The sequence below is a fragment of the Aeromonas allosaccharophila genome, from assembly GCF_016026615.1.
GTDB lineage: Bacteria > Pseudomonadota > Gammaproteobacteria > Enterobacterales > Aeromonadaceae > Aeromonas > Aeromonas allosaccharophila.
Genome location: NZ_CP065745.1, coordinates 3,380,717 through 3,395,000, shown reverse-complemented (window position 1 = coordinate 3,395,000; position 14,284 = coordinate 3,380,717). Strand labels below are relative to the sequence as shown.

The window sequence follows — 14,284 nt, the reverse complement described above, 5'->3', positions numbered from 1 at the left end:
ATTTTATTTGGTCCTTGTTGTACTTCAACAAGTCGCGTCGTTTCGACGACACTTCTTGGGGTTGTATGGTTAAGTGACTAAGCGTACATGGTGGATGCCTTGGCAGTCAGAGGCGATGAAGGACGTACTAACCTGCGATAAGCTGTGAGAAGTCGGTAAGAGACGCTATTACTCACAGATTTCCGAATGGGGAAACCCACTTAGCATAAGCTAGGTATCGTTGCATGAATACATAGTGCAACGAGGCGAACCGGGAGAACTGAAACATCTAAGTACCCCGAGGAAAAGAAATCAACCGAGATTCCCTCAGTAGCGGCGAGCGAACGGGGATTAGCCCTTAAGTTTCTTGGAAGTTAGTGGAATGGTCCTGGAAAGGCCAGCGATACAGGGTGATAGCCCCGTACATGAAAACGACCTTGAAGTGAAATCGAGTAGGGCGGGACACGTGACATCCTGTCTGAATATGGGGGGACCATCCTCCAAGGCTAAATACTCCTGACTGACCGATAGTGAACCAGTACCGTGAGGGAAAGGCGAAAAGAACCCCTGTGAGGGGAGTGAAATAGAACCTGAAACCGTGTACGTACAAGCAGTGGGAGCCCTTCGGGGTGACTGCGTACCTTTTGTATAATGGGTCAGCGACTTACATTTTGTAGCGAGGTTAACCGTATAGGGGAGCCGTAGGGAAACCGAGTCTTAACTGGGCGTCTAGTTGCAAGGTGTAGACCCGAAACCGGGTGATCTAGCCATGGGCAGGTTGAAGGTTGAGTAACATCAACTGGAGGACCGAACCCACTAACGTTGCAAAGTTAGGGGATGACCTGTGGCTGGGGGTGAAAGGCCAATCAAACTCGGAGATAGCTGGTTCTCCCCGAAAGCTATTTAGGTAGCGCCTCGGACGAATACTACTGGGGGTAGAGCACTGTTTGGACTAGGGGGTCATCCCGACTTACCAACTCCATGCAAACTCCGAATACCAGTAAGTAATATCCGGGAGACACACGGCGGGTGCTAACGTCCGTCGTGAAGAGGGAAACAACCCAGACCGCCGGCTAAGGTCCCAAAGTTCTGGTTAAGTGGGAAACGATGTGGGAAGGCTCAGACAGCTAGGATGTTGGCTTAGAAGCAGCCATCATTTAAAGAAAGCGTAATAGCTCACTAGTCGAGTCGGCCTGCGCGGAAGATGTAACGGGGCTCAAACCAGGCACCGAAGCCGCGGATTCATACTTATGTATGAGTGGTAGGGGAGCGTTCTGTAAGTCTGCGAAGGTGTATCGAGAGGTATGCTGGAGATATCAGAAGTGCGAATGCTGACGTAAGTAACGATAAAGGGGGTGAAAAGCCTCCTCGCCGGAAGACCAAGGGTTCCTGTCCAACGTTAATCGGGGCAGGGTGAGTCGACCCCTAAGGTGAGGCCGAAAGGCGTAATCGATGGGAAGCAGGTTAATATTCCTGCACGACTTGTAATTGCGATGGGGGGACGGAGAAGGCTAGGTGGGCCAGGCGACGGTTGTCCTGGTGAAAGTGCGTAGGTGGTGTTTCTAGGCAAATCCGGAGACACAACACTGAGACACGAGACGAACGCACTACGGTGCGGAAGCCATTGATGCCCTGCTTCCAGGAAAAGCCTCTAAGCTTCAGATTACAAGTCATCGTACCCCAAACCGACACAGGTGGTCGGGTAGAGAATACCAAGGCGCTTGAGAGAACTCGGGTGAAGGAACTAGGCAAAATAGAACCGTAACTTCGGGAGAAGGTTCGCTCTTGACAGTGAAGTCCCTTGCGGATGGAGCAGTCGGGAGTCGCAGTGACCAGATGGCTGGGACTGTTTATCAAAAACACAGCACTCTGCAAACACGAAAGTGGACGTATAGGGTGTGACACCTGCCCGGTGCCGGAAGGTTAATTGATGGGGTTAGCGCAAGCGAAGCTCTTGATCGAAGCCCCGGTAAACGGCGGCCGTAACTATAACGGTCCTAAGGTAGCGAAATTCCTTGTCGGGTAAGTTCCGACCTGCACGAATGGTGTAACCATGGCCATGCTGTCTCCACCCGAGACTCAGTGAAATCGAATTCGCCGTGAAGATGCGGTGTACCCGCGGCTAGACGGAAAGACCCCGTGAACCTTTACTACAGCTTGGCACTGAACATTGAACCTACATGTGTAGGATAGGTGGGAGGCTTTGAAGGCGTGACGCCAGTTGCGCTGGAGCCGTCCTTGAAATACCACCCTTGTATGTTTGATGTTCTAACGCAGGGCCCTGAATCGGGCTCGCGGACAGTGCCTGGTGGGTAGTTTGACTGGGGCGGTCTCCTCCCAAAGAGTAACGGAGGAGCACGAAGGTTGGCTAATCCTGGTCGGACATCAGGAGGTTAGTGCAATGGCATAAGCCAGCTTAACTGCGAGACGGACAGGTCGAGCAGGTACGAAAGTAGGTCATAGTGATCCGGTGGTTCTGAATGGAAGGGCCATCGCTCAACGGATAAAAGGTACTCCGGGGATAACAGGCTGATACCGCCCAAGAGTTCATATCGACGGCGGTGTTTGGCACCTCGATGTCGGCTCATCACATCCTGGGGCTGAAGTCGGTCCCAAGGGTATGGCTGTTCGCCATTTAAAGTGGTACGCGAGCTGGGTTCAGAACGTCGTGAGACAGTTCGGTCCCTATCTGCCGTGGGCGTTGGATGATTGAAGGGAGTTGCTCCTAGTACGAGAGGACCGGAGTGAACGAACCTCTGGTGTTCGGGTTGTCACGCCAGTGGCACTGCCCGGTAGCTAAGTTCGGAATCGATAACCGCTGAAAGCATCTAAGCGGGAAGCGAGCCCTGAGATGAGTCATCCCTGACCCCTTGAGGGTCCTAAAGGGCCGTTGGAGACCACAACGTTGATAGGTGGGGTGTGTAAGCGCGGCGACGTGTTGAGCTAACCCATACTAATTACCCGTGAGGCTTAACCATACAACACCCAAGAAGTGTTCTGGGCCTTGTAGCGAATGAACGAACTACTTAAAAAATTCAGTGATAGCGACAAGCATCAAGCAACATCGTTATTCACGTCAGCTTTCCAAGATTGAAGAATTTGCCTGGCGGCCATAGCGCCGTGGAACCACCTGATCCCATGCCGAACTCAGAAGTGAAACGCGGTAGCGCCGATGGTAGTGTGGCATTCGCCATGCGAGAGTAGGACACTGCCAGGCACCCAATACAAGAAACCCCGCTCGATGAGCGGGGTTTTTTATTGCCTGCAATTCAGCAAGTTGCCTGAATATTGACCTTTTATTCCATCTTCTCTGCCGTTTCCTCTGTTTTTCCTCCCCGATTTTCTCCGGTTACGCCATCGCCGCAGGCAGTGGTTGTCGCTATAATGGCCGCCCTCAAGCAAGGTGGTGGTATGAAAGCAGAATATCTACAGCGATTCGGGGGCATTGCCCGTCTTTATGGTCAGAATGCCCTGCGTTCCTTTAGCCAGGCCAAGGTCTGTGTGGTGGGGATCGGCGGCGTGGGCTCCTGGGCGGCCGAGGCGCTGGCCCGCGCCGGTATCAACCAGATCACCCTGATCGACATGGACGATATCTGCATCACCAACACCAATCGCCAGATCCACGCCATGCTGGGCACGGTCGGTCGCCTCAAGACCGAGGTGATGGCCGAGCGTATTCGCGCCATCAATCCGGATTGCGAAGTGATCGAGGTGGACGATTTCGTTACTGCCGACAACCTGGCCGAGCATATCAAGCGGGAGTTCGACTATGTGGTGGATGCCATAGACTCGGTCAAGGCCAAGGTGGCGCTGATTGCCTTCTGCAAACGCAACAAGATCCCGGTGATTGTGGCAGGTGGTGCTGGCGGACAGATGGACCCGACCCAGATCACCGTGGCCGATCTGGCCAAGACCATTCAGGATCCGTTGGCTGCCAAGGTGCGATCCGACCTGCGCCGGTTGCATAACTTCAGCAAGAATCCGGCGCGCAAGTTCGGGGTGGAGTGTGTCTTCTCAACCGAGCAGCTGAGCTATCCGGATGGTAATGGTGGCACCTGTCAGGCCAAGGCGGCCAGCGATGGCGCCATGAAGATGGATTGCGCCTCCGGCTTTGGTGCCGTGACGCCGGTGACGGCAACTTTCGGGCTGGTTGCCGCGTCCCGGGTATTGAAGAAGATTACCGAGCGGGGTGCCCGCGCCGAGAAAGAGGCCGGAAATGAAGAAGCAGGGTCGATTAGCGAAGCGTAATCGACCTCTGCACAAAGCGGGTTAGACAACCCGCTCCCGGATCGCCAGCACGATCGCTCTGAGCCCGTTACCTCGTGACGGGCTCAAGTGTTTCTCAAGCCCCAGTTCGCTGAAATAGCCTTCCATATCAAAAGCCTGGATCGCCGCAGACGATTGGTGGTTGAGCGCGGCCAGCACGATGACGATGAGGCCACGCACGATGCGAGCATCGGAATCACAGGCAAAGTGCCAGCATCCATCCTCGCTTTTTTCTCCCTTCAGCCAGGCCTGGCTTTCACACCCCTTGAGGCGGAACTCCTCCTGCTGCCATTCGCCGGGTAGTACGGGTAATAGCTTGCCGAGCTGGATGATGAGCCGGTACTGGTTCTCCCAGCCGTGAGCGGCGGCAAACTGCTGGCGGATGCTGTCGGCATTGGGCTCAAGGCCAATCTGGGTATAGCTTGCGAGATCACTCATTCGGTTGTCTGCCTTAGAAGAAGTCACTGAGTTTGTGCAGGGCGGCCAGCAGGGTGTCGACATCATCCCGATTGTTGTAGCAGGCCAGCGAGGCACGCATGGTGCCGCCGATCCCGAGCGATTCCATCAGCGGCATGGCGCAGTGATGGCCGACTCGCAGGGCGATCCCCTGCATATCGAGCAGGGTGGCGGCATCTTGCGGGTGAATGTCGTCGAGCAGGAAAGAGACCGCCCCGGCGCGTTGGCCGGGTTCGCCGATCAGACGCAGCCCCGGCACCTGTTGTAGGCCAGCGACCAGATAGTCTGTCAGGCTCTGCTCATGCTGGGCGAGCGATTGCCGATCTTGCGTCATCACAAAGTCGATGGCGGCGGCGAGGCCGATAGCACCAGCGATATGGGGGGTACCCGCCTCAAACTTGAAGGGCAGGCTATTGAAGGTGGTGCCGCTGAAACTGACCCGATCGATCATCTCGCCACCTGCTTGCCAGGGCGGCATCCGCTCCAATAGCTCGGTGCGGCCCCATAACACGCCGATGCCGGTCGGGCCATAGAGTTTGTGGCCGGAGAAGGCATAGAAGTCGCAGCCGATGGCCTGCACATCCACCTCGAGATGGGCCACCGCCTGGGCGCCGTCGATCAGCGTCACGGCGCCCACTGCTTTGGCTTCTGCCACCATCTGGGTGACCGGATTGACGGTACCGAGGGCATTGGAGACGTGGGCGACGCTCACCAGTCGGGTGCGTGGCCCCAGCATGGCCTGATAGGCAGCCAGATCGAGATCGCCCCGCCCATCGAGTGGGATGACCCGGATCACCGCGCCGGTGCGCTGGGCGACCAGCTGCCACGGGACGATATTGGCGTGATGCTCCAGCGTACTGAGGATGATTTCGTCCCCCGCCTTGAGCTCGCTCATCCCCCAGCTCTGGGCCACCAGATTGATCGCTTCTGTGGTGCCGCGGGTCCAGATCACTTCGTGGCTGCGGGGTGCATTGATAAAGCGGGCGACCGTTTCGCGGGCAGCTTCGAAGGCGCGGGTAGCGCGGCCACTCAGGGCGTGGGCGGCACGGTGCACGTTGGCGTTGTCGGCCCGATAGTAGTGAGCGATGGCATCCAGCACCGCTTGCGGCTTCTGGGTGGTGGCGGCGTTGTCCAGATAGACCAGAGGGTGGCCGTTCACCTCCTGCGCCAAGGCCGGAAACTGGCTGCGCAGTCGGTCATGCTGTTGCTGATTCATGCTCCCCTCATCATCTGGAAAAAGTCATCATCTCGAAAGGTCGGCCATGATCCTGAAAATAGCGCCCGAACACAAGGCGCGATAAGCCCGATGGGCGGTTGCCTGCTGTGCAGCGGGTACGGCTCATCGGGTGATTTCTGGTACAATGCCGCCCCTCATCATAAGCCAAGAGATCCGGCCCATGAAGCTCAACCCCAATCAGAACGAAGCGGTCAAGTATGTTTCCGGCCCTTGCCTGGTGCTGGCGGGTGCCGGATCGGGCAAGACCCGCGTCATCACCAACAAGATTGCCTATCTGGTGCAGCAGTGCGGCTACAACGCGCGCAACATCGCCGCAGTTACCTTTACCAACAAGGCGGCACGGGAGATGAAGGAGCGGGTTGGCCAGACTTTGGGCCGCAAGGAGGCGCGGGGGCTGATGGTCTCCACCTTCCATACCCTGGGTCTCGATATTATTCGTCGTGAGCACAAGAGCCTGAATCTCAAGGCGAACTTCTCCCTGTTCGATGACACCGATCAGCTGGCGCTGCTCAAGGAGCTCACCGAAGACGAGCTAGACAACGACAAGGACAAGTTGTCGGCCCTTATCAGCCAGATCTCCAACTGGAAGAACGATCTCATCCTGCCTGCCCGCGCCATGCGCATCGCCCGCGGGCCGGAAGAGGTGCTGATGGCCCAGCTCTACGAGCGTTATCACCGCCAGATGGTGGCCTATAACGCGCTGGATTTTGACGACCTCATCGTGATGCCGACCCTGTTGCTCAAGAGCAATCAGGAGGTGCGTGAGCGCTGGCAGAACAAGATCCGCTACCTGCTGGTCGATGAGTATCAGGACACCAACACCAGCCAGTACGAGCTGGTGAAGCAGATCGTCGGTGAGCGGGCCCGTTTTACCGTGGTGGGGGATGATGACCAGTCGATCTACTCTTGGCGCGGTGCCAAGCCGCAGAATCTGGTGCTGCTGAGCGAAGATTTTCCCAGCCTCAAGCTGATCAAGCTGGAGCAGAACTACCGCTCCAAGCGGCGCATCCTCAAGTGCGCCAACATCCTGATCGCCAACAACCCGCACGTCTATGACAAGGCGCTCTTCTCCGAATTGGATGAAGGGGTGAAGCTCAAGGTGCTGTTCGCCAAGAACGAAGAGCACGAAGCGGAGCGGATCGCCGCCGAGATGATGGGCCACAAGTTTATGAACCGCACCAGGTTCAAGGATTACGCCATCCTCTATCGGGGCAACCATCAGTCGCGCATCTTCGAAAAGGCGCTGATGACCAACCGGATTCCCTATCGTATCTCCGGCGGCACCTCGTTTTTCTCCCGCACCGAGATCAAGGACATCATGGCCTACCTCAAGCTGCTGGTGAATCCGGATGAGGACACCGCATTCCTGCGGGTGGTCAACCTGCCGCGCCGCGAGATCGGCCCCACCACCCTAGAAAAATTGGGTCAGTATGCCAATCAGCGCGGCAAGAGCCTGTTTGCCGCCAGCTTCGAGCTGGGGCTGGAGCAGCATCTCTCCGGCCGTGGCCTCGTCGCCCTGCAGGCATTTACCAACTGGCTGGTTCGCCTTGGCGATCAGGCGTTGCGTGGCAATCCGGTGGAGGCGGTGCGGGACATGATCAAGGAGATCCACTACGAAGAGTGGCTCTACGAGACCTCCCCCAGCCCGAAAGCGGCCGAAATGCGGATGCAGAACGTCTCCACCCTCTATCGCTGGATCACCGAGATGCTGGAAGGAGATGAGCTGGAGGAGTCGATGACGCTGGCTCAGGTGGTCACTCGCCTCACCCTGCGCGACATGATGGAGCGCAACGAGGGGGAGGACGATGCCGATCAGGTGCAGTTGATGACGTTGCATGCCTCCAAGGGGCTGGAGTTTCCCTATGTCTATATGGTGGGGATGGAGGAGGGCTTGCTTCCCCACCAGACCAGCATCGACGAGGACAATGTGGAGGAGGAGCGGCGTCTCGCCTACGTGGGCATCACCCGGGCCCAGACCGAGCTGACCTTTACCCTCTGCAAGGAGCGGCGCCAGTTTGGCGAGTCGGTACGGCCCGAGCCGAGCCGCTTCCTGCTGGAGCTGCCGCAGGACGATCTGGAGTGGGAAAACCAGAGGAAGGTGACCGCCGAGGAACGCCAGCAGAAGGGGCAGGTAGGCGTTGCCAACCTGCGGGCGCTGTTCAAGAAGGATTAATGCTACGGATTGGCCGGGGTAAGCAGCGGCACTATGTCAGCTCCCGGCATCGGCGGAGAGATATAGCGCCCTTGCCCCATCTGGCAGCCGATATCGATGAGCTTCTGCAACTGCAGCTGGTTCTCGATTCCCTCCACTATCAGGGTGTAATCGAGATCCTGACAGATATCCCGCATGGCGCGGATCAGCGCCAAATCTTTGGGTGATTGCAGCATTCGCTGGGTAAAGCTGTCATCCACCTTGATGTAATCCACCGGGAAGTGAAACAGGGCGTTGAGGGAGGAGAAGCCGGTGCCGAAATCATCGAGGCTGATCTGGATACCCTTGGATCTCAGGTCATGCAGTGATGCCAGCGCATCGGAATCTTGCCGCGACAGCTCCCGTTCGTTGAATTCAAAAATCAGATAGCCGGGGGCGACCCCTTCCTCTTCGATGATCCCCATCAGCCGCATGATGTGGTCATGGTTGACCAGATGCTTGCCCGACAGATTGATGGCGACCTTGAACTTGCTCTGCCCCGAGATCGGCAGCCAGTTCTTCAGCTGTTGGCAGGTGTGGCGCAGGATCTGGTAATCCAGCTCCAGAATCAGGCCGCACTGCTCTGCCAGCGGAATAAAGTCGAACGCATCCTTGAGAATACCCTCCTCGGTCAGCCAGCGCGCCATCACCTCCAGTCCGGTCAGGCGACTATCCTGTAGCCGGATCACCGGCTGGAAATAGGGGACGATACGTCCTTCCCGCAAGGCTCTGGCCAGCATCTCTTCCGGCGAGTTCCAGTTCTGGTTGATGCAATCTTCCGAGTAGCTGACGATACGACTGCGGCCATTGCGTTTGGCCTGATACATGGCCAGATCGGCCTGATGGAGCAGCTGGCTGATATCGGTGGTCTGCTCCGAGACGCTCGATACCCCAAGGCTAACGGTAATGCTCAGCTCGTTGCCGAGCAGCCGGAACGGGTAGGAGAGGCGGCTGATAATACGGTTCAGTACCGGGCTGATGTCATCATCGCTCTTGCTGCTGTCCAGATAGATGACAAACTCGTCGCCGCCCAGCCTGGCCACCAGATCATTTTGCCGGATGCAGGTCTGCAGGCGGCGGCTCACCTCCTTGAGTAGTTGATCCCCCGCGCTGTGGCCCAGGGTGTCGTTGATCTGCTTGAAGTGATCCACATCGATGAAGATCACCGCAAATCCCGGCGATTTGTAGCGGTTGTAGTGGGTCATGGCGTGGTTGAGGTGGTTCATCAACAGCGCGCGGTTGGGCAGCTGGGTCAGCGGGTCGTGGAGCGCATCGAATTGCAACCGCCGCTCCAGCTCCTGATGCTGCTTGAGCTGCTTTTGCAGTCTGAGGTTGGTCTGACGCAGCTGTTGCAGGCGCTGATTGATGGAGTCCTCGGTATTGATGTCGTTGAGCTGCTGGCGGATCCGTCTCAGTTCCAGCAGCAGGGTCAACTGGCCGCGCAGGAAGTCGAGGAACAGTTTGTCGTCAGTTTCCAGCGGCTGGGTCGTGCTGATGATGAAGTGGGCGAAGTACTGTTGCTGCAGCCGCAGCGGCATGCTGTGCCAGTAGCGAGACTCCCTGTTCACCTCGATATTGCTGGTGCTGTGGCACAAACCGCTGATGAACTCGTCCCCCTGATGAGGATGGGCGGGGTAGATCTTTTCCAGCTTCTGGCTGGTTAGCCTGACCAGCAGCATGTCCTCGATGGCGAGCATTTGGCGCAGTACCGCCTCCAGCTGGGAAAACAGCGCCTGACCCGGCAAGGTATTGGCCAGCCGCATGATGCGGCTGATGCTCTCGATTTTCTTTTTCCAGTTCGGGTCTTTGCGGATCAGCGGCGAAGGCAGCTCGGTGAGATGGGAGCCCGCCTGGGTTTCGGTCAGCCGCTTGGCCAGACACTCCAGCAGCAGGCGCAGGGTCGGCAGATCGGTGGGTGTGCCACGAGCCAGCAGCCACTGTACCTGACCATGCTCGATGGGAAAGACGCACCACCCTTCGGCCTCATCCAGCTGGGTGAGCTGATCGGTGATGCGGGACTGCTCCCGCCCCAGTTGCTGCTTGAATATGTCGCTTATCTTGTAGGCGTAAAGCCAGTTCAGGCCAGTATCGGCGAGGCCCAGCATGCCGAAGTGTTGCAGCGGGCAGAGTTGGTCAATCTGCCTGATCAGGGCGTCGTAATCGTCAGACGTGGCCGATTGTGGCGCCGGGAAGTCCATAATGGCAGAGACCAACGCCAGCAAAGGAGTTGAGTAGTGGGGTTCGATAGCTTGGGGCGACATGAGCAACTCCCGATATGTCTACCTTACAAGAGTAGTCGGAAGCCGAGAGATTGAAAGGGCCGCAATTGCGGCCCTTTCAAATACTTACAGCTTGTCGATCATGTAGTGGATGGCGTTTTCTATCTCTTCGTCACTACAGCTCGCACACGTGCCGCGTGGAGGCATCATGCCGGACTTGCCGGTGAAGCCTTCAATGGCATGCTTCTTGAGAGTATCAATACCCTGGGCGATGCGAGGCTCCCAGGCTGCCTTATCACCCCGTTTGGGGGCACCGGCGGCACCGGTATCATGACAGGCAAAGCAGGCGCCCTTGAACACGGTCTCGCCATCGCGGGGGCCGGAAGAGGCGGTCGCCGCCGGTGCGGCACCCGCACCGGCAATACCTTCCAGATCCTTGGCGGTATAGACCTGACCGATTGGTTTGATCCGCTCGGCAATGGCTTCCGGTGACATCTCATCGGCAGCAAGCACTGCCCCAGACAAGCTGGCGGCCGTCATCCCGACAGCCAGCAAATAGCTCAGTTTTTTCAACACGCTCATATACTCCCAGCAGTCTTTTATTATCCATGTAAACGACGGGATTATAACCGAATAGTTACAGCCATTTAAACGCTTGTGTGTGAAGTGTTAAACACTCTGCGCACAAAGTTTTGGGCGATATCACGGCAATTCAGGCGGTGGAGATAAAAAGAAACCCGGCATTCGCCGGGTTTCAGGTAACCAAGGGGTGAAATGGGTTATTTGTCCCAGCTCAGGATCACCTTGCCGGAGTGGCCGGAGCGCATCGCATCGAACCCTTGCTGGAATTCGTCGATGTGGAATCTGTGGGTAATGATGGGGGAGAGATCAAGCCCGGACTGGATCAGGCTGGCCATCTTATACCAGGTCTCGAACATCTCGCGGCCATAGATCCCTTTGATAAACAGCCCCTTGAAGATCACCTTGTTCCAGTCGATGGCCATGGTGGAGGGGGGGATGCCAAGCATGGCGATCTTGCCGCCGTGGTTCATCTTGTCGAGCATCTCCTGGAAGGCGCTCGGGACGCCGGACATCTCCAGCCCCACATCGAACCCTTCGGTCATGCCCAGCTCGCTCATCACGTCGGCCAGCTTCTCTTTGCTGACGTTGACCGCGCGGGTGGCGCCCATCTTGCGGGCCAGCTCCAGCCGGTATTCGTTGACGTCGGTGATCACCACGTGGCGCGCACCCACGTGACGGCAGACGGCGGCAGCCATGATGCCGATGGGGCCCGCACCTGTGATGAGCACATCCTCACCCACCAGATCGAAGGAGAGGGCGGTATGCACCGCATTGCCGAACGGGTCGAAGATAGCGGCCAGCTCGTCCGGGATGTTGTCCGGCAGCTTGAAGGCGTTGAATGCGGGGATCACCAGATACTCGGCAAAGGCGCCCGGGCGATTGACGCCAACACCAATGGTGTTGCGGCACAGATGAGTGCGCCCGGCGCGGCAGTTGCGGCAGTGACCGCAGGTGATGTGCCCTTCGCCGGAGACCCGATCGCCGATGGCGAAGCCGCGCACCTCCTGACCGATGGCGACCACTTCCCCGACATATTCGTGGCCGACCACCATAGGCACCGGAATGGTCTTCTGGGACCACTCGTCCCAGTTGTAGATATGGATATCGGTGCCACAGATGGCTGTTTTGCGGATCTTGATCAGTAGGTCGTTGTGGCCGAGCTCGGGGGCTGGCACATCCGTCATCCAGATGCCGACCTCTTTGTGCAGTTTGGAGAGTGCTTTCATGGCTGTTCCTTCAATATGAATGCAGAAAAAAGGGGCTGCAGCCCCTTGATTCAAATCAGATAACGCCGAGTTCACGGCCGATGCGGATAAAGGCGTCAATGGCCTTGTCCAGCTGCTCGCGGGTGTGGGCGGCAGACATCTGGGTGCGAATGCGGGCCTGACCCTTGGGCACGACCGGGAAGGAGAAGCCCACCACATAGATGCCGGCAGCCAGCATGCGGCTCGCCATTTCGGAGGCCAGTTTGGCATCCCCCAGCATCACCGGAATGATGGCGTGATCGGCGCCCGCCAGAGTGAAGCCAGCGGCGCTCATCCGCTCGCGAAAGTATTGGCTGTTCTCTTTCAGGCGGGCGCGCAGGTCGTGACCTTCCGCCAGCATGTCGATCACCTTGATGGTGGCAGCGACTATGGAGGGGGCCAGCGAGTTGGAGAAGAGGTAGGGGCGGGAGCGCTGACGCAGCCAGTCGATCACCTCTTTCTTGCCGGAGGTATAGCCACCGGAGGCGCCGCCGAGCGCCTTGCCCAGGGTGCCGGTGATGATGTCGACCCGATCCAGCACGCCACAATATTCGTGGGTACCGCGGCCGTTTTCACCGATAAAGCCGACGGCGTGGGAGTCATCCACCATCACTAGGGCATCGTATTTGTCCGCCAGATCGCAGATGGATTTGAGGTCGGCGATGACGCCATCCATGGAGAAGACGCCGTCGGTGGCGATCAGCTTGAAGCGGGCACCATCGGCATCCGCCTGTTTCAGCTGGGCTTCCAGCTCGGCCATGTCGTTGTTGGCGTAGCGATAGCGCTTGGCCTTGCACAGCCGCACGCCGTCGATGATGGAGGCGTGGTTGAGGGCATCGGAGATGATGGCATCTTCGGCGCCGAAAAGGGTCTCGAACAGGCCGCCATTGGCATCGAAGCAGGAGGAGTAGAGGATGGTGTCCTCGGTGCCGAGGAAGGCGGACATCTTCTGCTCCAGCGCTTTGTGCTGGTCCTGGGTGCCACAGATAAAGCGCACCGAGGCCATGCCGAAGCCGTGGCTGTCGAGCCCCTGATGGGCGGCGGCGATCAGATCTGGGTGGTTGGCCAGCCCCAGATAGTTGTTGGCACAGAAGTTCAGTACCTGCTCACCGCCGACGGCGATGCTGGCCTGCTGGGCGGAGGTGATGATGCGCTCCTGCTTGTACAACCCTTCAGCTTGCACCTGGTTCAGTTGCTCGGTCAGGTGACGATAGAATCCGTTAGACATCCTCGATCCTTATTGGCTATTTCAGCTGCGTATCAACAGAGGGCAACATTTTACTGCAATCTGTTGCGGTAAATTCAAATGATTGTGCTGATATTCAACAAATGTGAAACAGATCTCACCCAACTGGTTGGGCCAGCTGGCGGTAGTGTTGCTCCAGCTGCTGGATCTGTCCGGCCACCTGGGGTTGCACATAGGGGCGCAGCAGGAACAGCACCTTCAGCACTCCCTGATAGAGCAGCGGCTTGGTGATGCGGGTGTTGGGGGCCTGAGCGATCTGGAACGGGATCCAGCAAGTCACCACCATCTTGATGGTCTGGCCCAGATCCGGCAGGTCTTCATCGCTGACATCGATGATGCCCCCTTCGCGCAGGCTCCTGAGCAGGGCGACCACGGAGGATCGCATCTGCTCCTGTGCCTTGAGGTATTTCTGTTGCAGCGGTTCGTCGCGGCTGAGGATGTCCGGCAGGTTGGCGTAGAAGAAGCGGAACTGCCACATCAGATAGAAGATGGCATCCAGATAGCCCATCAGGTCTTGCAGGGTGATTTCGCGGTTGCGGGTCGGGACGAAGCTCTCGCTCAGGTGGCGGGCATACTGGTCGAAGATGGAGTGGATGATGTCTTCTTTATTGCGGAAGTGGTAGTAGAGGTTGCCCGGGCTGATACCCATGTGTGCCGCAATATGGTTGGTGGTGATGTTGCGTTCACCCTGATCGTTGAACAGCTCGGTTGCGCTGTGAATGATCCTGTCTCTGGTTTTCATCACTCATTCCTCCAACAGGTTCCGCTCGGGGCAGTTTTGAACAAGGTCGAATCCCCGGGCGGCCCGTGATAAACTTTTCGGCAATTTCAAATTGGCTCACTATACACAGCTTTAACAAGCAG

At 57.7% G+C, this 14,284-nt stretch carries 9 protein-coding genes and 2 rRNA genes; 4 read left to right on the top strand and 7 right to left on the bottom strand.

Annotation, left to right across the window (positions count from 1 at the left end):
• The first annotated feature begins 67 nt into the window (after positions 1–67).
• The 3 genes from I6G90_RS15480 to tcdA all read left to right on the top strand — a co-directional run bounded on the left by I6G90_RS15480 (position 68) and on the right by tcdA (position 4,227).
• A 23S ribosomal RNA gene (locus tag I6G90_RS15480) occupies positions 68–2,957 on the top strand.
• A gap of 124 nt (positions 2,958–3,081) precedes the next feature.
• A 5S ribosomal RNA gene (rrf, locus tag I6G90_RS15475) occupies positions 3,082–3,196 on the top strand.
• A 194-nt stretch (positions 3,197–3,390) separates the two neighbouring features.
• A complete protein-coding gene (gene tcdA / locus I6G90_RS15470; RefSeq protein WP_197928217.1) occupies positions 3,391–4,227 on the top strand; it encodes a tRNA cyclic N6-threonylcarbamoyladenosine(37) synthase TcdA in 837 nt (278 codons plus the stop codon).
• A gap of 21 nt (positions 4,228–4,248) precedes the next feature.
• Here the strand turns inward: tcdA and I6G90_RS15465 are convergent, their stop codons facing one another.
• Positions 4,249–4,683 (bottom strand): SufE family protein, encoded by a 435-nt coding sequence (locus I6G90_RS15465; RefSeq protein WP_075113794.1) that lies wholly within the window; start codon positions 4,681–4,683, stop codon positions 4,249–4,251.
• Between the two features lie 13 nt (positions 4,684–4,696).
• Positions 4,697–5,917, bottom strand: a complete 1,221-nt coding sequence (locus I6G90_RS15460; RefSeq protein ID WP_197928215.1) for an aminotransferase class V-fold PLP-dependent enzyme — start codon at positions 5,915–5,917, stop codon at positions 4,697–4,699.
• A gap of 181 nt (positions 5,918–6,098) precedes the next feature.
• On the opposite strand from I6G90_RS15460, the gene rep reads away from it, so the two are divergent.
• Positions 6,099–8,111 carry a DNA helicase Rep gene (rep, locus tag I6G90_RS15455; protein ID WP_058053554.1) on the top strand — a complete coding sequence of 671 codons (2,013 nt, stop codon included), beginning with the start codon at positions 6,099–6,101 and terminating at the stop codon, positions 8,109–8,111.
• A 2-nt stretch (positions 8,112–8,113) separates the two neighbouring features.
• Here rep and I6G90_RS15450 read toward each other — a convergent pair whose 3' ends face one another.
• The 5 genes from I6G90_RS15450 to I6G90_RS15430 form a co-directional block, all read right to left on the bottom strand.
• Complete coding sequence (locus I6G90_RS15450) at positions 8,114–10,390, bottom strand: putative bifunctional diguanylate cyclase/phosphodiesterase (protein ID WP_197928213.1); 2,277 nt, start codon at positions 10,388–10,390, stop codon at positions 8,114–8,116.
• Positions 10,391–10,474: 84 nt separating this feature from the next.
• The gene (locus I6G90_RS15445; RefSeq protein WP_197928211.1) at positions 10,475–10,930 is read right to left on the bottom strand and encodes a c-type cytochrome; all 456 of its coding nucleotides are present in this window, start codon (positions 10,928–10,930) and stop codon (positions 10,475–10,477) included.
• A gap of 197 nt (positions 10,931–11,127) precedes the next feature.
• On the bottom strand, positions 11,128–12,156 hold the full coding sequence (gene tdh, locus I6G90_RS15440) for an L-threonine 3-dehydrogenase (RefSeq protein ID WP_033137598.1): 1,029 nt from the start codon (positions 12,154–12,156) through the stop codon (positions 11,128–11,130).
• 55 nt (positions 12,157–12,211) lie between these two features.
• Positions 12,212–13,402: a glycine C-acetyltransferase gene (locus I6G90_RS15435; protein WP_197928209.1), complete on the bottom strand. Its 1,191-nt coding sequence runs from the start codon at positions 13,400–13,402 to the stop codon at positions 12,212–12,214.
• Positions 13,403–13,517: 115 nt separating this feature from the next.
• Positions 13,518–14,162, bottom strand: a complete 645-nt coding sequence (locus I6G90_RS15430) for a TetR/AcrR family transcriptional regulator (protein WP_042057022.1) — start codon at positions 14,160–14,162, stop codon at positions 13,518–13,520.
• Positions 14,163–14,284: the final 122 nt, after the last annotated feature.